This is a genomic window from Sphingomonas sp. CFBP 13714 (assembly GCF_014842205.1).
GTDB lineage: Bacteria > Pseudomonadota > Alphaproteobacteria > Sphingomonadales > Sphingomonadaceae > Sphingomonas > Sphingomonas aerolata.
Window position 1 is genome coordinate 318,641 of sequence record NZ_JACYVG010000005.1, and the last position, 18,074, is coordinate 336,714.

Below are 18,074 nucleotides of genomic sequence, written 5' to 3' on the forward strand. Positions count from 1 at the left end.
CGGGGGGCCGCAACCATTCCGCTATCGGAATCAATTCCGCGGCCAAGGTCATGGCACGGCAGCGCGCCGGCCAAAAAAAAAGGCGCCGCCGGAGGATCCGGCAGCGCCCCAGTCAGGCTCGGCGTATCGCGATCAGATGCGGCGACGCGTCGCGGCGGTCGCGCCGGCCCCTGCGGCGGCGGCACCGATCAGCAGCGCGATCACCACCATGAACGACGTGCCCGCAGCGGCGCCGGCGGCGGTGTCGGTCGCCGACTTGGCGGTCGCGATCGTCTCGTCCTTGGTCTTGACGAACTGTGCCTTGGCGCGCGTCACCTGAGCCTGGGCTTCGGGACGGGCGATCTTGCGCTGCGCGGCGACGATGTCGACGATGCGGCTCTCGGCACGCGCGCCGTCCGGCCCGCCGCGGGCGAGCGCGGGAAGCTGCTTGGCGACTTCCTTCTGCGCCTGTTCCGACGTCATCTGTGCAGGGTCCGACGGTGCGTCCGAGAGGTAGGCGGCCGCCTCTTCGCGGACGTCGCCCGTATCGACGCCGGCGACGTCGGCGACCTTGGGCGCGGCGGCACCGATCCCGGTGCCGGCCGCGGTCGCGACCGAGCCGACGGTACGGAAGGCGCCGCCGATGATCCCGCCGACCGCCGAGGTCAGCAGGTACAGCGTCAGGATCAGCGTCACGCCCCAGACCACGAGGCCGTGGACGAGCCCGTCGAACCGGTCATGGACCCCGGCGACGCGTGCCGCGGCATAGCCGCCCGCGCCAAGCGCGATGATCGTCGTGACGATCCAGTACAGTCCGGCACCGATGCCGAAGCCAGCCGCGCCCGGTGTGGTCCCCTCGACCGGGTCGACCAGCGTCAGGCCGATGCCCGTGCCGAGAATGCCCAGCACGAGCTGGACCGCGATCGCGAGGACGACGCCCGCAAAGATCGCGCCCCAGGATATGCGGCTGGGCGTCTTCGCAAGACGCAGGTCGTCGGCCGGCAGAACGCCGGGTGTCGTGGTGATCGTCATAGATGCTCCTGTTGAATAATGTGCCCGCGACGGCGTCAGTCGGTTCCGTCGCGGTCGATGGAATGATCCGCTTCATGCGGCTCGGCCTGAGCCTGCTTCGCGCCGGCCTTGCTTTCGCGGCGGCCGCTGCGTTCGACACCGGGGTCGCCGATGATCTTGCCGATCGCCTCCTGGACAGAGCCCTTGGCCTGGCGCGCGCGTCCGGTCTTGCTGCCGGCCTTGCCGCCTGGTGTCGTGTCGTCGGTCATGCTGCGACCTCCTTGTTTGCCGCATCGGCCGGATGACGCGCGGGCAGCGAGTCTCCGTCGAAGCCGCGCGCGCGCGCCCAGGCTGCGGCGGCGTTGCGGCGGTTGACCCCGATCTTCGAATAGATCCGCGCGACGTGATTGCGCACCGTGTTGCCCGAGACGTCGAGCGTCCGTGCGATCGACTTGTCGTCGAGCCCGCGACAGATCAGCGCCAGCACCTCGCGCTCGCGCGGAGTGAGCTCGTCGAGCCCGACGCCGACGGGATCGGCCTGCGGCGTCCGGATCCGCGCGAGCTTCTCCATGATCGACCGGCTGAGCCAGCTCGTATCCTGCATCACCGCCTCGATCGCATGGACCAGCTCGCGCTCGGATGCCTTGCGCGTGCTGATGTCGCGCATCGCCCACAGCATGCACGGTTCGCCGCCAAGCTGGATCGGTTCGCTCGAGACGATCCCGTCGATCACCTGACCCGATTTCAGTCGGAGCCGCAGTTCGCGGTCGCGGATCGGCCGGTCGGCGGCGATCTCGCCCTCGATCTCGTGCTGGATCGCACCGGTCTCCCACAGATCGACGACCCCGAGCGGCTCGTCGACGATGTCCGCCGCCGTATAGCCGGTCAACTCGGTGAACGCCTCGTTGACGTCGCACAGCCGGTGGCCGTCGCGCGTGCCGATCGCCAGCGCGACCGGCGCGAGCGAGAAGGTGCGGGTGAACCGGTCCTCGCTGTGGCGCAGCGCTGTCTCCGCCTTGCGCCGCGGTTCGAGGTCCGCGAAGGTGAACAGCATGCACGCCTGCTCGGCCAGATCGATCGGCTGGCCCGCGACGATCACCAGCTTGGTACCGCCTTCGGGCAGGTCGAGTTCGGCCTCCATCTGCGGGATCGTCCGCCCTTCGCACAGCCGTTGCTTCGCCACGTCGCGCTTGTCGGCATGCGCGAGGATGTCGAGATCGTAGAGCGTGCGCGCGAGGACCCCGTCGCGTTCATGCCCGGTCATGTCGAGAAACCCCTGATTGACCTTCACGAACTTCAGATCACACAGCCGACAGATCAGCGCGGGCGCGGGGTTCGCGTTGAACGATTGCTCGAACCGGTCTTCCGCCTCGAACTGCGCCGAGACGTCCTGAATGACCAGGACGAGGCATTCGGGCTCGTCCTGGTCGTCGGTCAGGACGAGGCTGCGGACCTGATGGACCCAGCGCGGGCTGTCCTCGCCCGCGACCGCCACCTCGACCACCACCTGCGAAAACGCCTCGCCCGACACGACGCGCTCGATCGGATAGTCGTCGTCGCCCAACCGATGGTTGTTGCGATAGCGCAGCTGGAACTTCGCGCGATAGGCGTCGACCGTCGCCCCCAGATCCTCGACCGCGTCGACCCCGTGCATCGCGAGCGCCGCGGCGTTCGCCCACAGGATCGACTGGTCCGGATCGATCAGGATCACGCCCTCGTCGAGCCCCGCGATGATCTGGCGCAGATGGCGCAGATCAGCGGAGTCGCGCAGCGACTTGAGGGCGGGGGCGGCGGTCATCGGATCAGTCGCGCTGGCCGTGGACGAGCCAGGCCAGGCCATAGCCGATCGCGGCGGCGCCGAATGCCCAGAGCAACGGTGCGTCCTCGGCGGATTCCTGCACGGTCCGCGCGCCCTGGCGCGCCAGCTGGCCGGCGCGGTCGGCGGCCTCGCGGGCGTCGCTGCCGAGCTTGTCGGCGAGCTCCGGGGCGCCATCAACGGCATCGGCGACCGCGGACTTCGCGCGGCCGTAGAGATTCTGTGCGCCGCCCGCGACCTGATCGACGACGCCGTCGACCTGCCAGTCACGGCTGCTGACGGTATCGCCGATCGTCTTCTCGACCTTGCCGCCGACATAGCGTGCGTCGCCCTGGAATTCGTCCTTGTTCATCGTCTTGTCCTTCACTTGCATATGAAAAAAAGCACATTCGCGGATCAGGGGAGCACGCCGCATCCCGCTGCGGCCTTGCCGACCTCGAGCGCGATCGCCGGATCGCGCAGTTCGGAGGCGACACGGATCAGGTCGGACGGCGTCAGCGCCCCCGGCGTCGTGTCGTTCTGCCGATACGCCGCGGCCGCCTTGCCGAGCCGCTGGAGCTGTCCGAGCGACAGGCGCGACTGGAGTCGCTCGCCGACGCAATCCGCGCGCGGCGCGTCGAGCCCGTAGCGCTGCAACCCCGAGGATATCCGCGTCGCCGGTGCCGCACAGCCGACGACTCCCGTCATCAGCACAAGCGAGGCGATCGTCGCAGACAGGCTTTTCATGATCGGGCTCCCGACATTCCAGTCGCGCAACTGCTCCCGGATCGGACGTATAAAGCGTGTAACGAGACGTAAGTTCCTGGTATTTATGCGCTAATCATGGGTACTCATATACTAGAGGATCGGCCGCCCGTGCCCGGTACAATCGCGCGAACCGGCGATGCAGCGTCACCGTGCTGGCATCGGTCGCCACGCTGGCGCGCCGCTCGTGCCAGTCGGCGCGCGCGTGGAAATAGGCGTCCTCTCCGGCATCGCCGGTGTGGGGCGGCCGGTCGTCGTCCTGATCCGTCATCGTCCTGCTTTTCTCAATGGTCATCGCCGCGACCTTAGGCCGTCAGCGCCAACGCCGCGTGATCGGAAAGGACCAGTGCACTGGGTAGATATCCCAGTCGGCGCCGCCCCCGTCCGGCGGTCGCCCTCACGCGCGGCGGAAGCCACCCCGCCGGTTGAAGATCGCCACCGTCGCGTCGATCCCGACCGTCACGACCTGTTCGATGATCCGGTCTAGCAGCACGGATCGGCCGGCCAGCCCATGCTGGCGCAGGACGATCATGACGAGCGCGCGGACATAGGCCTGCTTCTGCGCGCCCGACAGATGGACGAACACCTCCGCCTGCTGCGTGCCGATCGCGAAGACCGCGGCGAGGCTGCGCACCAGGCCCGGATTGTCCGTGATCAGCGTCCGCAACTCGGCCACCGCGGCAAGCGCCCCCGCATCCCGGCTCGCGACACGGTCGACGATCACGCGCAGCCCGGGCGAGAGCTGGTTCGCGCCGAGCACGAGTCGCCATGCCAGTCCGGCGAGCCATGCGGCCGCGCGGTCGAGAAGCTGGCGCAGCAGCAGCAGCGGCGGGCTCGCGATCCGCGCGCGGATGCCGAGCCGCGCGCCGGCGAGCTGGTCCGTGTCCCACAGCGCGTTCTGGTTGACGTGCGCCACCGTGAAATCGATCAGCAGATCGGCGCCGAGCGAGAACACCGCCGGCTCGAGCAGGCTCGGGACCCAGGGAATGTCGTACCCGCCGCGCCGTGCGGCATAGAGCAGCGCGGCCTTGACCTGCTGGCGCTTGTAGCGACCCCGGCCCGCCTGCGTGCCGTGCAGCCGCTCGGCTTCGTCGACCAGCGTGTCGACCAGCGCGATCAGCGCAACCAGACGTTCGCCAAGGTCGCGCGCGAGGAGTACGACATCGCCGAATGCCGCATCGATACCCGGCACCGCGGCGACCTGCGACAGCCGGGCCTGCATCTCCCAAGCATCGCGGTGGAGACGCATGACGACGTCGCGCGGCAGGCCGGCAGACTCGCTGTCGCCGGCCAGCAACGAGGCACTTGCGCGCAGCATCGCCGCCAGCGCTGTGCTGCCGGCCTGTTCGGCGGCGCACGCCGCCTCGCCGAACGCGCTCACGCCGACCGCCGCCAGAGCTGGACAAAGCCCGTCGCGCTGAGCGCCGCCAGGCTCCAGAGCGTGGCCGTCAGTGCGGTCGACGCCCATGCCGGCCAGCGATCGGCGGCTGGATGCGGCACCAGCAGCAGCACCGCACAGCCGACCCAGAAGATCGCGACGCCGATCAGCCGCCGCTGATCCCGCCGTACCGCGCGGTCGGCCGGTGGTTCGCGCAGATCGACCGGCACGCGGTATTGCGGCGCGGTCGCCTGTGACAGAAGCTGGTCGAGCCGGCGGGGCAGCGTCGCGAGCGGTTCGATTTCGTCGAGCAGCCCGACCGCGATCGCATGGCTGTCGGGCGCTTCGAACAGTGTCTCGATGCTCCGCCGCATCATGAAACTCTGGGTTATCGCGGCAAGGTCGACCGCCGGGTCGAGCCGGCAGGCGCTGGCGGCAAGAGCGGTCATCCAGCGTAGCGCCGCCAGAAGATCGGCGGGCACGCGAAACCCGCACGGCCCTGCGGCAGCGAGCCCGTCGGCCAGCGCGCGCTCGAACCACGTGCCGTCGCGCCGATCCCGCATCCGCCGCTCCAGCGTCGTGACGTGACGCGCATAGGCCGCGGCATCTGCCACTGGCCCCGCCTCGAACAGCGCCACTGCCTCGCTGGCCAGCTGGGCCGGATCGCCCGACAGCAACGCGCGGACGAACCGGGGCAGCGCCTGCTGAAGCGCGCGCGACAAGGGCTCGGCGGCGTCGAGATCGCCCAGGCCGATCCGGCTTTCGGGCAGGATGAGCAGCGATGCGGGGCGCGGGTCGACCGGCGCTTCGTGATGAATGAAGAGCCGTTCCAGTCCCGCCTCGATGAGCCGTTGCGCCGCGGTCGGCGCGTCGATGTCGTGCCGGTCCAGCGCCGCCACGTCGTTGCGCGCGACGAGCTGTTCGACCTGGGGGAGGGGCAGCCCGGCCAGCGGCGTGACGCCGATCACATGCGCGGCGTCGGGCGTACAGATCCGCGGGATGACGACTCCGGTCCGCGTCAACGCTCGACGTCGCCACGCGAGCATCCGGCGCCGGTGCCCGGGAATGTCGAGATCGGCGGCAATCCAGCGGTGCAGATCCCGCGCCAGCGACGTCGCCGCGTGCTCGCGATCGACACCGGGTCGAAGCAGCGGGATGACTATGGCGATCGCGGCGTCGATCGTCGCGCTGTCGGGCGCGCGTTCGGGCATGGCGACGCGCAGGAGTAGGTCGCGCCCGTCCGCACGCCGACCGAACGCGGTCCAGCATAACGGATTGCTCCCGGCCGCACCGGCGGTCCAGACCGGCAGGATCGCGTCGAGCGTCTGGTCGAGCTCCGTCGCGATCAGCGCGAGGGCCTCAGCCGGCGGTCGGACCTCGACGGGGTGGCGTAGCGTGAGCGCCCGGTTCGTCTCGCGGTCGAACAGATCGATCCGCAGCGCCATCAGTTGCGACAGGCGCGCCCCGCCGTGGCCCAGCCGAGCGAGCCGCACCGCGGCCTGCTGCGCGGTCGTCGCCACGCGATCAGCCCGCGGTCCATAGCGCGCGCAGGCCGCCGATCGCGACGAGCGCCGCCGCGCTCGCGACCACGCCGGCCGCGGGTCCATCGGGCAAGGCGGCGGCATGCAGCGCCAGCGCGAATGCGGCGAGCGGGAGCGCGACCGCGCGGGCATCGTCGCCACCCGGCAGCCGCGCGACGATCGGGATTGCCGGACGTCGCGTCACCGCCGCCAGCGCGCGCGCGGCCTCCCCACGTGTCAGGCGGACATAGTCGACGAGGCCGCCGACCGCGGACGCGCCGCGCACGCCGATGCCCGGGCGGATATCCGCGAAGAAGCGGCGCACCGCCGCCAGCAGGTCGAACCGCCCCGGCAGCTGATGCGCGGTCGAATCGAGCAGGCCAAGCGCGCGCCAGAACAGGAGATGCTCGGGCGCCAGCCGGACCCGGTGCCGCCGCATCACCTCGAACATCAGGCCCTGGTAATAGGCCGTCAGCTGGCGCCCCACCGGGGTCGCCGGATCGGTTGCGGCCTCGTGCCAGCCGCGCAGGATCGCCTGCGTCGCGCGCCGATAGGCCGCGACATCGGTCGTCGGCGCGAGGGTGACGAGCGCGGCATAGCAGTCGAACGCCGCCTCGATCCGGCCAAGCGCCAGATTCTCGACATAGGCCGCCAGCGTCGACCGGTCCGCGCCCGAGATCTCGCCGAAGATGCCGAAATCGATCAGCGCGATTCCACCGCCGCGTTCGATCATGACGTTCCCCGGATGCGGGTCGCCGTGGAAGAAGCCGGTGACGAACAGCTGGCGGAGAAACGCCTCGCACAGTCGTTCGGCGATCACCGCTGGCGTGATCCGCAGGCGTTTGGCCTCGCCGCCGCGTGCGATGACGCGTGCCAGCGGCACGCCGACGATCAGGTCCATCACCAGCACGCGCTGCGTGCTCAGCGTCCAGTGGATCCGCGGGATGCGGACGCCGCGCTCGGGATCCGCGGCGATGCGATCCGCGGTTCGGCCCTCGATCCGGAAATCGGTCTCGCGCATCGTGAAGGCGGCGATCTCGGCGACAAGCGCCTGCGCGCCTACGCCGGAAAACAGCCCCAGCCGATCCGCCAGCGCCGCGGCGGCGGCGATCAGCCGGAAGTCCGCGGTCATCGTCGCGACGATGCCGTCGCGCTGGATTTTGACCGCGACCCGGGTGCCGTCGTGCAACCGTGCGCGATGGACCTGCGCGATCGAGGCGGCCCCGATCGGTACCGGATCGAACGCCGCGAACCACGTCGCGATCGGCGAGCCGAGTTCGCCTGCGATGATCGCCGCCGCACGATCGCCCGGCATCGGCGGTACGGCGTCGAGCAGGCGGGACAGTTCCGCACACGTGAGGGCAGAGAACAGATCGCGCCGTATCGCCAGATACTGGCCGATCTTCACGGTCGTCACGCCCCCCGCTTCGAGCAGGCGCCGCAACCGGCGCGCGACCCCCGCCTCGGTCGAGTCGCGCTTGAGCAGGTGCATCACTGCGGGGCGGAAGAACAGCCGTATCGCAAGCGCAGTCAGGAACGCCGCGCGGCCGATCGCCATGACCAGATGCCAGGCTCCGACCGCCGATACCCCGCGCCGCTCGCCGATTTCGTCGCTGTCGATGACCGCCGCCGGCATGTCTTGCTCCATTTCGGAGGTTTCAGACGAAGTTCTAGTCCGCAATGGAGATAGTACTCAAATGCCTTTGTTAAACTATGCCGGGATCCGTGATAGTCAAGAGTCAATCAAAATCACCAGGGCGCAAGTACAAGATAAAATAATCTGCAAATCTCGAAAGGATTGGGCATGGCAAACCGTTCTGACAAACCATATCAGGGTGACAGCGACCGGCGTGATCGTGTGCAGCATGAGCGGCTGGTCAGGCGTGCGCGGGTCCGGTCCCGGCGCGACCTGCGGTCGCCGCGTGACTTTGCCGAGAATGTCGAGACGATCGATCGCGTCGCCGATCGCGTCGCGAACGACGTCAATGCGCTGGTGCGCGCGTGGAGCGCGGCGAACGCCGAAAGCTTCAAGGGTGCGGTCACGATCCTTGGCAATGTCGCGCTCGACCTGTTCGGCGGCGCCACGCGCGCCAGCCGCCGCCGTGACGAGGCGTATCGCGATGACCTCGATCGGGAGGACGAGTATGCCGAGCGCGATCCCGACCGGGTGTCGCCGTCCTATGCGACGCGCCGCTCGAACGCCGACCGGATCGAGGAGGCGGGGGACGAGGTGGCCGGTTTCACCCATGCCGTATCCGATGCGCTGGCGGGCGCCGCGAGCGTCGTCTCGCGGTCCAGCCGGCGTTTCCAGGATGAATATGACAATGCGCTCGACGATGCGGAGGATGCCGACCGCGATCTGGGTCGCGAGGACACCGATCCGCGCGATCATGATGACGGCACGGCGCCCGACGAGAGTGTGGGCGCGCCCGGGGACGACGCCGATCGCGTCGGCGACCGCCCCCCGCCGGCCGGCCCGCCGTCGACGCGCAAGCGTCGCCTCTAGACGCGGGAGGGTGCGGTGGTCGAGCGTGTGATCGCGGCGGTGCTCTGGCTGTATTGGCGTGCGAACCGCGGCTTTCTCGAGCGGTTCGCGGTCGCGCTGATCGGTCGCAATCCCGGCAATGTCCTGCTCGATCCCGACGGTCGCGCGGTGGTGCGCGAACTCGATCGGCTGATGACGATGATGACGCGGGCGGTCTTCGTCCAGGCGGCGCTCAGCGTCCTCGTCATGCCGCTCTGGGTTCCGCGAAAACTGCCCTATTCGCCGCTTGCGCGTCTGCTGCTCGGCCTGTTCCTGCCGGTCTGGAGCCAGGTCTTGCGGATCGTCTTCTGCTTTCGGTCCGCGGCGGGCCGGGCCCGCGTCGTCGACACGCTGTTCGTGCGGCTCGGCGAGCAGGCCGCGGCCGAGGAAGACCAGCCGATCAAGAGCATCATCGTCATCGGCGCGGTCAAGACGTTGCTGAGCGGTGCCTATCTCGACCTCGACCGCACCTGGAATGGCCTGGACTATCAGCGCTTCCAGCAACGCAGCTGGACCCCGCCAAGCGGGCCGGATCTCGCCGACCCGCAGCGTACGCGCGCCTCGAAGCTGTTGATGCAGCGCCGGCAGACGCTGGCGGAGGTCGCGCGCAAACCGGCCGGTTCGACGACCTATCTCGTCATCGGGTCGGGGGCAGGGGGCGCCACCGCCGCCTATTTCATCCAGCAGGCCGATCCGTCGGCGCGGATCGTGATCCTCGAGACCGGGCCACTAGTGCCCAATGACGCGCTGCCCGACAAGCTGATGGAGTCCGCCGCCTCCCTGTACATGAACGGCGGCTTCACTTTGTCTGCGGACGAGAAGACGACCTTCGTCCAGGGACGCGTGGTCGGCGGCGGGACGCTGCTCAACAATTCGGTCGCCTGGAAGCCCGAGGGCGTCTGGTGGGACGACGTGGTCGTCAAGCGCTGGGAGCGTTTTGGCGTGACGCTCGACTGGGCCCGGCTCGATGCCAGCTACGACGCGATGCTCGACCTGCTCAACGTCCGACCCGTCAACCCGGTGGTGATGCCGCCGATGGCGCAGACGCTGAAGGACGGATTTGCCGCGATCGGCCAGACCGCGACCACCGTGAAGTGCAATATCCTCGACTGTATCGGGTGCGGGCGGTGCAATGCCGGATGCCGGTTCGGCGCCAAACAGTCGATGAACGAGACGACCTTGCCGAGGCTCGTGGCGGCGGGTGCGCTGCTGGTGCCGGACGCGCACGTCACGGGTCTGATGCTCGACGGCGAACCGGGCGCGCAGCGGTGCCGCGGCGCCTATGCACGCGATGCCACAGGCACCGCCTTTCAGGTCGAGGCCGATCGGATCGTTCTCGCCGCGGGCGCCTTTGCCTCGACCAAGATCCTGCGCCGCAGCGGCTTTTCGGGCGCACTCCCGGGGGTGCGGACCGTCGGCAAGCGCTTCTCGGGCAATATGGGAACCCCGGTGTTCGGCGAGTTCGCGACGCGCCAATATGGCGCCCGCGGGATCCAGGTCGGCTATGCGATCGAAATGCCGCGTGAGCGCATGGTGATCGAGACCGCCTTCGGACCGCCGTCATCGCTCGGAATGGAGGCCCCGCAATGGGGTCCCGATTTCATGGGCCTGCTCGATCGCTACAACGACGTCGCCGTCGCGGTCCCGGTGATCGGCGCGAACGCCTATGGCAGCATCAACGCCGATCTCTCGTCGAGCGGCTACACCATCTCCTATGCGCTCGACGATGACGACTGGTATCGCCTGACGCTGGGGATGAAGGCGGCGGGGCAGGCGATGTTCGCCGCCGGCGCACGCCGCGTCTGTTCGACGCGGTTCGATGCGACCTGGGCCAATTCGCCCGCCGAGCTCGACGCCTATTTCGGCGCGGTCGGCCCGCTCCAGTATCTCAAGATCACGACCGCGCATCTGCAGGGTGGCAATGTGCTCCATCCCGATCCGGCGCAGGGCGTGGTCGATCTCGACATGCGCGTCCATGGGATCGACAAGTTGTGGATCGCCGACGCCAGCATCATTCCGTCGCCTATCACGGTAAATCTGCAGATGACGGTCATGGCGCTCGCTCATTATGCCGCGAAGTCGATCGTCGCCTGACGATCATTCATAATGGAGCAGCTTGGTCAGCTGGCGCTCCATTACGGACCATCATCGCCATGTCGCAGGCTATAAACCCAGTATTATGGAATCTTCTCTGAAGGAGGTCGCGGTGAGGGTTCTGGTCACGGGAAGTACCGGCTTCATTGGCGCCCGCACCGTGCGACGGCTGCTCGACCACGGATACCAGGTCCGCTGTCTCGTCCGCTCCGAGCGCCGGATCGGCCGGCTCGGCGGACTCGCGGTCGAACAGGTGCGCGGCGATCTCTTCGATGCGTTCAGCCTGGCCCGCGCGGTCAAGGGCTGTGATGCCTGCATTCATCTCGCCGGGCTGAGCGGCTGGGACCAGATCACCGGCCCGGCGGTCCATGACGTTATCCACCAGGGGACGCTCCGGCTGCTCGCGGCGCTCGCCGACACCAGTGTCCGGCGGCTCGTCTATGTCTCCTCGACCGCCGCGATCGACGGCACCCGCAAACCCGTCGCGCTCGACGAGCGCAGCCGGTTCACGCTCGGCCAGTCGGGGCTCGACTATGCGGTCGCCAAACATGCGGCGGAACAGGCGGTCCTCCGCCACAATGGCGGTACGCTCGAGACGGTGATCGTCAGCCCGGCGGAAACCTATGGCGCGGACGATCAGGACTGGATCACCGCGGGCAGCATCCGCGACGTGCTCAGCGGCTGGCCCGCGCTGGCGGTGAGGGGCGGCAGCTCGGTCGTCCATGTCGACGACGTCGCTGCGGGTATCGTCGCCGCACTCGCACGGGGCGGTGCCGGCGAACGCTATATCCTGGGCGGCGACAATCTGACGATCGAACAGATCGTCCGGCTGATGCTCGATATCGCCGCGGTCCGCCGGCCCGTGGTCGTCGTGCCGTTCGCGCTGCTGCGAAGCGCGGTGGTCGCGTGCCGCCTGGTCCGGCTGGCGCCGCCGATCGAGCCGGTCCTGCTCGACTATCTCAGCCGCTACTGGTTCGTCGTGTCGGACAAAGCCCGCGCCGAGCTCGGCTATCGCCCGCGACCGGCGCGCGACGTGCTCGCGCCCGCGGTGCACTGGGTCCGCGATCAGATCGCCGAGACGCGTCGCGCCGTCCCGCGCGAAACGATCTCGGGCGAGCCGGTCGCGCATGGGGCAGGCCAGTGACCGGCGCCTCGACCCTTGTCGATCTGCTCATCGCCAGGGCGTCCCCGGGCGGCGGCAAGGACGCTGGGTACTGGTTCGAACGCGAGGACGGCAGCGAGGATATCCTCGACCTCGCCGCGCTCGAAACACGCGCGCGCGCGCTCGCCTCGCACCTGCTCGCGCACGGCCGGCGCGGCGACCGCGTCCTGCTCTATTATCCCCCCGGGCTCGACTTCATCATCGGCTTCTTCGCGACGGGCCTTGCCGGCATGACCGCGGTCCCGGTGCCCTGCCCACGCGGCGGGACGATCGGCACGCTGGCCTATGCCGCGACCGCCGCGGTGATCGCGGATTGTACGCCCCGGATCGCGCTGACGACCAGCGATCGCGTCACCGCGCTGCCCGGGGCGGTGTCTCGCGAGGTGGTCACATGGATCGCCAGCGACGCGCTGCCCCCGGTGTCCGCCGGACCATCCGGACCGCCGTTTCCCGCGCCGGGGCAGCGCGACCTGCCATCGCCGGACGACATCGCCTATCTCCGATATACGTCGGGATCGACGGGAATGCCCAAGGGCGTGATGATCACGCACGCACAGGCACTTGCGAACCTCGCGGCGATCGGCGCGGCGATGGACTTGCCGGCGGGTGCGCCGGGCGTGACCTGGCTCCCGCATTTCCACGACATGGGACTGGCGGGCGGCATCCTGTTCGCATTGTATGGCGGCCATCCGCTCGTGCTCATGGCCCCGCAGACGTTCCTCAACCGGCCGGTGCGCTGGTTGCGCGCGCTGACCCGGCACCGCGGCGTCTGGAGCGGCGCACCCAATTTCGCCTATGAGCTGTGCCATCGTCACATCGCCGCAGGTGAGCGCGACGGGCTGGATCTCCAACACTGGCGTGTCGCTGTCAGCGGTGCCGAGCCTGTCCGACGCGCGACGGTCGACCGGTTCGCCGCCGCCTTCGCGCCGGTCGGCTTCGATGCCGCGGCACTGCGCCCCTTCTACGGACTGGCCGAAAGCGTCGTGTTCGTCAGCGGCACCCGCGCCGAAGGGGGGCCGCGGATGGTCGGCGCGCCAGCCGCGGACGGCGACGCGGCGCCCGCGCTGGCCTATGCCGCCTGCGGCACAGCGGCGGCCGGCCACCACATCGCGCTCGTGAACCCCGAAACTCTGGAGCGGCAGTCCTCCGGAGCCACCGGCGAGATCTGGGTGACGGGCCCGAGCGTCGCCGGTGGATATTGGGGCCGCGCGGCGGAGAGCGAAGCGGTGTTCGGCGCGCGCATCGCGGGCGAGCCCGGGACGCGCTGGCTGCGCACCGGCGACACGGGGTTTTTCGATCAGGGCGAGCTCGTCGTCACGGGACGGCTCAAGGACCTGATCATCATCGCCGGGACCAATCACGTGCCGCACGATATCGAGGCGACCGTCGAGGCGGCGCACGCCGCGGTCCGCCCCGGCAATGTCGTGGCCTTTGCGGTCGAGGGCGATACCGATGCGCTGGTCGTCGCGGCCGAGGTCTTTGCTGATCTGGGCAGCGATGCGCCTGAAACCGTGATCGCGGCAGTGCGCGCCGCGGTGTCCGACGCGCACGGCATCGCGGTCCGCTCCGTCGTCCTGCTCCGACGTCGCACGCTGCCCAAGACGTCGAGCGGCAAGCTGCGCCGCGCGGCGGTGCGCGACGCCTGGTGCGACCAGCGGCTGGAGGGGGTGATCGCGGCGTGGCCCACGCATTCATCCGCGCCCGCCGCTCGCACAAGCGTCGCGCTGCCCGCCAAGGCGTGCCCCGACGCCAACGCGCTGACCGCGACGCTGGTCCGCCATGTCCGCCGGCTGCTCGGCGATCCGGATCTGCACGTCGCGGTCGAGCGCCCGTTGCACCAGCTCGGTCTCGGGTCGCTCGAACTTGCCGACCTACGCGCCGCGATCGAGCAGGAGATGACGATCGACCTGCCGCTCGAACGGCTCCTGCGCGGATGGAGCATCGCCGAGATCGCCGCCGAACGCGCCGCGCCGCCCGCAGCCACGGCGGGGCGCCATCCGTGGGAAACGCTGGTCAACCCCGAGATCGGGGCATTGCTGCGCCGCTTCCGGCTCGACCGGCCGTTCACGACCGGTGCCGGCGCTTGGCTGACATGGGACGACGGCACGCGCATCCTCGACGCGATTGCAGGGTTCGGCGCGCTCCCGTTCGGGCATAACCCGCCCGAGATTTGGCACGCGCTCGACGCGGCACGCACCGCTGCCGCGCCGAGCCTCGTCCAGCCGTCGATGAATGACGCCGCCGGAGCCCTGGCCGAGGCGCTGCTGGCGATCGCACCACCCGGGCTGCGCCACGTCTGCTTTGCGAACAGCGGCGCCGAGGCGACCGAGATCGGCCTGAAACTCGCCCGCGCCGCGACCGGACGCCCGGGCTTCCTCTCGACCACCAACGGGTTCCACGGCAAGACCTTCGGCGCGCTGTCGGTGACCGGACGCGACACGTTCCAGGCGCCGTTCGGCGCGCCCGTCCTCGACGTCGACTATGTCCCGTTCGGCGACATCGCCGCGCTCGAGCGCGTCCTCGTGGAGACCGGCACGCGCTATGCCGGGTTCATCGTCGAGCCGATCCAGGGTGAGGCGGGCATCGTCGAGCCGCCGCGCGGCTATCTCGCCGCCGTGGCCAGCCTGTGCCGCGCGCACGGCGTGCTGCTGATCGTCGACGAGATCCAGACCGGGCTCGGGCGCACCGGCGCGATGTTCGCCTGCGACGTCGAATGCGTCGCGCCCGACATCCTGCTCCTCGCCAAGGCGCTCGGCGGCGGGGTGCTGCCGATCGGCGCGGTCCTCTATGCGTCGGGCTGCCACAGTGCGGCATTTGCGGGCAAGCACAGCTCGACCTTTGCCGGCAACGGGCTCGCCTGCCGGGTCGGCCTTGCCGCGCTCGCCCGGCTGACGGCCGATGGCGGGCGTCTCGTCGATATGGTTGCCGAGCGCGGCGCCCGGCTCGAGGCGGGGCTGCGCGGCGTGGCGGATCGCTATCCGGCGGCCCGGCTCGGGGTTCGCGGGCGTGGCTATCTCCTCGGGCTGCAGCTGCCCGCGGGCCGCGCCGCGCCCGCCGCTCACGGCCTGCTCGATATTCTCGCCGAACAGGCGATGCTTGCGCCGCTCGTCGCAAGCTATCTCCTCAACGTCTGTCATGTCCGCGTCGCACCGACGCTGCTCGGCAGCGACGTCGTCCGGATCGAGCCGCCGCTGACACTGACCGAGGCCGAGGCGGAGCTGATCGTTGCCGCAGTCGAGCAGGTCGCACGGCTGCTTGCGGCGGGGGATGGCGGGGCGCTGATCAACCACCTGCTCGACGCGCCGCTGTCGGGATCGGCCATCGGCCAGACGCGGACCCCGCCGCGTCCCTCGGCGCCGTCGATCGTCGTCGCGAAGCACGACGCGCGACCCTGGGCGTTCCTCGCGCATCCGCTCGACGCCGCGGGCTTTGCCGCGATCGACGACACGCTCGCGCGCTTTTACGTGCCGCAGCTGACCGAACTGACCGACCGGCTCGGCGGCATGATCGCGCCGTTCGTCGCGAACACGCTTTCGGTCGTGGGTAACGATCGCACCGCGTGCGGCACGATAATCCTCGTCCCCTGGACCGCGCAGGCGCTGGCACGCGACCGCGCCGGCGGGCTCGCGGCGATCCGCGCGGCGGCTGAGCTCGCGCGGACCGCCGGCGCGGGTGTCGTCGGGCTGGGCGGCTATTGCTCGATCGCGTGCGGCGGCGGCAGCGACCTTGCCGGCTCGGGGGTGCCGGTCACGACCGGCAACAGCTACACCGCGATCGCCGCGGTCGATGCGATGGCGGCGGCGTGCGACCGGCTCGACCGTCCGCTGGACAAGGCGGTCGTCGGGATCGTCGGCGGCGGGGGCTCGGTCGGACTCGGTCTCGCCTATCTGATGGCCGAGCGCGTCAGCCGGATCGTGCTCGTCGGCAATCCGGGGCATCGGCGCGCCAGTCTGGCGCGGCTGCGGTCGGCCGCGGCGGCGATCGCCGCGGCGCTGATCGCGGGCCGCGACGGAGTGAGCGGCGACCTGGCGCGCCGCGCGCTCGCCTATCACGACAGGACCGGGGCGGATGCGGCCGCGGTCGCCAACTGGCTGATCCTCGCGGGCGATGTCGAGCTTGCCGCGGACCATGCCGCGCTCGCCGCCTGCGACCTCGTCTTTACCGCGACCTCCAGTCCGGACCTGATCCTGGCACCCGAACTGTTCCGCCCGAACGCGATCCTGTGCGACGTATCGCAGCCGCGCAACATCGGCCGCGCGACCGCGACCGCGCGGCCCGATCTGCTGGTGCTGGACGGCGGGCTGGTCGCGGTCCCCGGCGCGCCCGATCTGGGCATCCGCTTCGGCCTCGCTGCTGGGGTCGCGTTCGCGTGCATGTGCGAACCGATGATCCTTGCGCTCGAAGGCCGGTTCGACGCCGCGCCGATCGGGCTTGGCGTACCGCTCGACTATCTTCGCGCCCTGCGCGGCTGGGGCGCGCGGCAGGGCTTCCGGATCGCCGCGCCGACCAGTTTCGGCCGCCCGCTCGAGCCCGCCGACTGGCGCGCCCGCCGCGCGCACAACCTTCATGACCAAGGGGAAAGATATGCCCAACGCCCTCAATCTTGACGGCATCGCGCTCACGCGGGAGCAGGGACGCTGGTGTCGCAAGGCGGAGACGCTGGCGCGCGAGGTGCTGCGCCCCAATGCGGCCGAGATCGATCACGGCGGGGTCTTCCCCAGCGCCAATATCGACGCGCTCAAGCAATCGGGGCTGCTCGCGCTGATGATCCCGACCGAGATGGGCGGCGGCGGCGGGGACATCGTCACCGCCGCGCTGGTCACCGAGGCGCTCGCCAAGGGCTGCGTGTCGACCGCGATGATCTATACGATGCACCAGTCGACGCTGCCGATGCTGTGCGCGCTCGCCGATGTCGAACAGGTCGAGCGGTTCATCGCCCCGATCGTCCGCGGCGAGCTTCTCGGCGCGTTCGCGATGAGCGAACCGGGATCGGGCAACCGGATCTGGCACATGGACAGCCATGCGCGCAAGAACGGCCACGGCTTCATCCTGGATTCGTTCAAGTCGTTCTGCACCTCGGCGGGCCATGCCGATTTCTACCTCGTCCCGACACGTGGCAACGCCGATGCCGGAGCGACCGATCTCAGCATGTTCTGGGTCGATGGCGATGCGACCGGGATCGAGCCCAAGGGGGCCTGGGACGGCATGGGGCTGCGCGGCAATGGCAGCCGCCCGCTGCACTTCAATCAGGTGCACGTCCCACCGATCGCCCGGCTCGGCGGCGAGACCACGGGCTTTTCGTTCATGATGGCCTATGCGCTGCCGATCTACCTGGTCGGCCTCGCGAGCTGTTATCTGGGCCTTGCCTCGGCCGCCTTCGATGGCGCGATCGCGCATGTGAAGGGGCGCGTCCATTCGGATACGCAACGCTCGCTCGCCACCGTCGAGACGGTGCAGCGCTATGCCGCCGAGATGCGCTGCCGGATCGACCAGGCGCGCGCGACCGTGCTGCGGGTCGCGCAGATGTCGGACAATGCGGTCGTCCTGTTCAACGAGTTCAACACCGCCGGGCTGCTCGACGAGATCATCCGCGACAATCCCGACGATCCCTATTTCGTCGAGCTGGCCGAACTGAAGATCATCGCCAGCGAGATGGCGGTCGATGTCGCGCATACCGCGCTGCAGGTCTGCGGGGGCAGTGGCTACAAGCGCGGCCACCTCGTCGAGCGCTGCTACCGCGACGCGCGCGCCGGCTCGCTGATGGGCCCCTCCGACGACACGCTGAAGGTGATCATGGGCAATCAGTTGCTCGGCACGCCGCAACCCTGGGCCTGAGGATATATCGC

The 18,074-nt window shown here is 69.8% G+C and carries 14 protein-coding genes; 5 read left to right on the forward strand and 9 right to left on the reverse strand.

Annotation, left to right across the window (positions count from 1 at the left end; all coding sequences use genetic code 11):
- Positions 1 to 132: 132 nt before the first annotated feature.
- The 9 genes from IFT54_RS13385 to IFT54_RS13425 all read right to left on the reverse strand — a co-directional run bounded on the left by IFT54_RS13385 (position 133) and on the right by IFT54_RS13425 (position 8,084).
- Positions 133 to 1,011: a hypothetical protein gene (locus IFT54_RS13385; RefSeq protein WP_166747352.1), complete on the reverse strand. Its 879-nt coding sequence runs from the start codon at positions 1,009 to 1,011 to the stop codon at positions 133 to 135.
- A 35-nt stretch (positions 1,012 to 1,046) separates the two neighbouring features.
- Positions 1,047 to 1,259 carry a CsbD family protein gene (locus tag IFT54_RS13390; protein WP_192071007.1) on the reverse strand — a complete coding sequence of 71 codons (213 nt, stop codon included), beginning with the start codon at positions 1,257 to 1,259 and terminating at the stop codon, positions 1,047 to 1,049.
- A complete protein-coding gene (locus tag IFT54_RS13395) occupies positions 1,256 to 2,788 on the reverse strand; it encodes a PAS domain S-box protein (RefSeq protein WP_192071008.1) in 1,533 nt (510 codons plus the stop codon). The genes IFT54_RS13390 and IFT54_RS13395 overlap by 4 nt, the downstream gene beginning before the upstream one ends.
- A 4-nt stretch (positions 2,789 to 2,792) precedes the next feature.
- Positions 2,793 to 3,158: a CsbD family protein gene (locus IFT54_RS13400; RefSeq protein WP_192071009.1), complete on the reverse strand. Its 366-nt coding sequence runs from the start codon at positions 3,156 to 3,158 to the stop codon at positions 2,793 to 2,795.
- Between the two features lie 44 nt (positions 3,159 to 3,202).
- Entirely contained in the window at positions 3,203 to 3,532 is a 330-nt protein-coding gene (locus tag IFT54_RS13405) for a hypothetical protein (protein ID WP_192071010.1), read from the reverse strand.
- A 94-nt stretch (positions 3,533 to 3,626) separates the two neighbouring features.
- Complete coding sequence (locus IFT54_RS13410) at positions 3,627 to 3,845, reverse strand: hypothetical protein (protein WP_192071011.1); 219 nt, start codon at positions 3,843 to 3,845, stop codon at positions 3,627 to 3,629.
- Positions 3,846 to 3,947: 102 nt separating this feature from the next.
- A complete protein-coding gene (locus IFT54_RS13415; RefSeq protein ID WP_192071012.1) occupies positions 3,948 to 4,931 on the reverse strand; it encodes a hypothetical protein in 984 nt (327 codons plus the stop codon).
- Positions 4,928 to 6,448, reverse strand: coding sequence for a hypothetical protein (locus tag IFT54_RS13420; RefSeq protein ID WP_192071013.1), 1,521 nt, complete (start codon positions 6,446 to 6,448; stop codon positions 4,928 to 4,930). The genes IFT54_RS13415 and IFT54_RS13420 overlap by 4 nt, the downstream gene beginning before the upstream one ends.
- A gap of 4 nt (positions 6,449 to 6,452) precedes the next feature.
- Positions 6,453 to 8,084 (reverse strand): ABC1 kinase family protein, encoded by a 1,632-nt coding sequence (locus IFT54_RS13425; protein ID WP_192071014.1) that lies wholly within the window; start codon positions 8,082 to 8,084, stop codon positions 6,453 to 6,455.
- 168 nt (positions 8,085 to 8,252) lie between these two features.
- Here IFT54_RS13425 and IFT54_RS13430 point away from each other — a divergent pair, with 168 nt between their 5' ends.
- The 5 genes from IFT54_RS13430 to IFT54_RS13450 all read left to right on the forward strand — a co-directional run bounded on the left by IFT54_RS13430 (position 8,253) and on the right by IFT54_RS13450 (position 18,063).
- Positions 8,253 to 8,954, forward strand: a complete 702-nt coding sequence (locus IFT54_RS13430) for a hypothetical protein (RefSeq protein WP_192071015.1) — start codon at positions 8,253 to 8,255, stop codon at positions 8,952 to 8,954.
- A 15-nt stretch (positions 8,955 to 8,969) separates the two neighbouring features.
- Positions 8,970 to 11,066, forward strand: coding sequence for a GMC family oxidoreductase N-terminal domain-containing protein (locus IFT54_RS13435; protein ID WP_192071016.1), 2,097 nt, complete (start codon positions 8,970 to 8,972; stop codon positions 11,064 to 11,066).
- 112 nt (positions 11,067 to 11,178) lie between these two features.
- Positions 11,179 to 12,210 (forward strand): NAD-dependent epimerase/dehydratase family protein, encoded by a 1,032-nt coding sequence (locus IFT54_RS13440; RefSeq protein ID WP_192071017.1) that lies wholly within the window; start codon positions 11,179 to 11,181, stop codon positions 12,208 to 12,210.
- Entirely contained in the window at positions 12,207 to 16,835 is a 4,629-nt protein-coding gene (locus IFT54_RS13445; RefSeq protein ID WP_192071018.1) for an aminotransferase class III-fold pyridoxal phosphate-dependent enzyme, read from the forward strand. Before IFT54_RS13440 ends, IFT54_RS13445 begins: the two co-directional genes overlap by 4 nt.
- Positions 16,813 to 18,063, forward strand: a complete 1,251-nt coding sequence (locus IFT54_RS13450; RefSeq protein ID WP_192071019.1) for an acyl-CoA dehydrogenase family protein — start codon at positions 16,813 to 16,815, stop codon at positions 18,061 to 18,063. Before IFT54_RS13445 ends, IFT54_RS13450 begins: the two co-directional genes overlap by 23 nt.
- Positions 18,064 to 18,074: the final 11 nt, after the last annotated feature.

Coding starts and splice junctions, on each gene's coding strand:
- IFT54_RS13385 (WP_166747352.1), bottom strand. CDS start 1,011: ATGACGATCACCACGACACCCGGCGTTCTGCCGGCCGACGACCTGCGT.
- IFT54_RS13390 (WP_192071007.1), bottom strand. CDS start 1,259: ATGACCGACGACACGACACCAGGCGGCAAGGCCGGCAGCAAGACCGGA.
- IFT54_RS13395 (WP_192071008.1), bottom strand. CDS start 2,788: ATGACCGCCGCCCCCGCCCTCAAGTCGCTGCGCGACTCCGCTGATCTG.
- IFT54_RS13400 (WP_192071009.1), bottom strand. CDS start 3,158: ATGAACAAGGACGAATTCCAGGGCGACGCACGCTATGTCGGCGGCAAG.
- IFT54_RS13405 (WP_192071010.1), bottom strand. CDS start 3,532: ATGAAAAGCCTGTCTGCGACGATCGCCTCGCTTGTGCTGATGACGGGA.
- IFT54_RS13410 (WP_192071011.1), bottom strand. CDS start 3,845: ATGACCATTGAGAAAAGCAGGACGATGACGGATCAGGACGACGACCGG.
- IFT54_RS13425 (WP_192071014.1), bottom strand. CDS start 8,084: ATGCCGGCGGCGGTCATCGACAGCGACGAAATCGGCGAGCGGCGCGGG.
- IFT54_RS13430 (WP_192071015.1), top strand. CDS start 8,253: ATGGCAAACCGTTCTGACAAACCATATCAGGGTGACAGCGACCGGCGT.
- IFT54_RS13450 (WP_192071019.1), top strand. CDS start 16,813: ATGCCCAACGCCCTCAATCTTGACGGCATCGCGCTCACGCGGGAGCAG.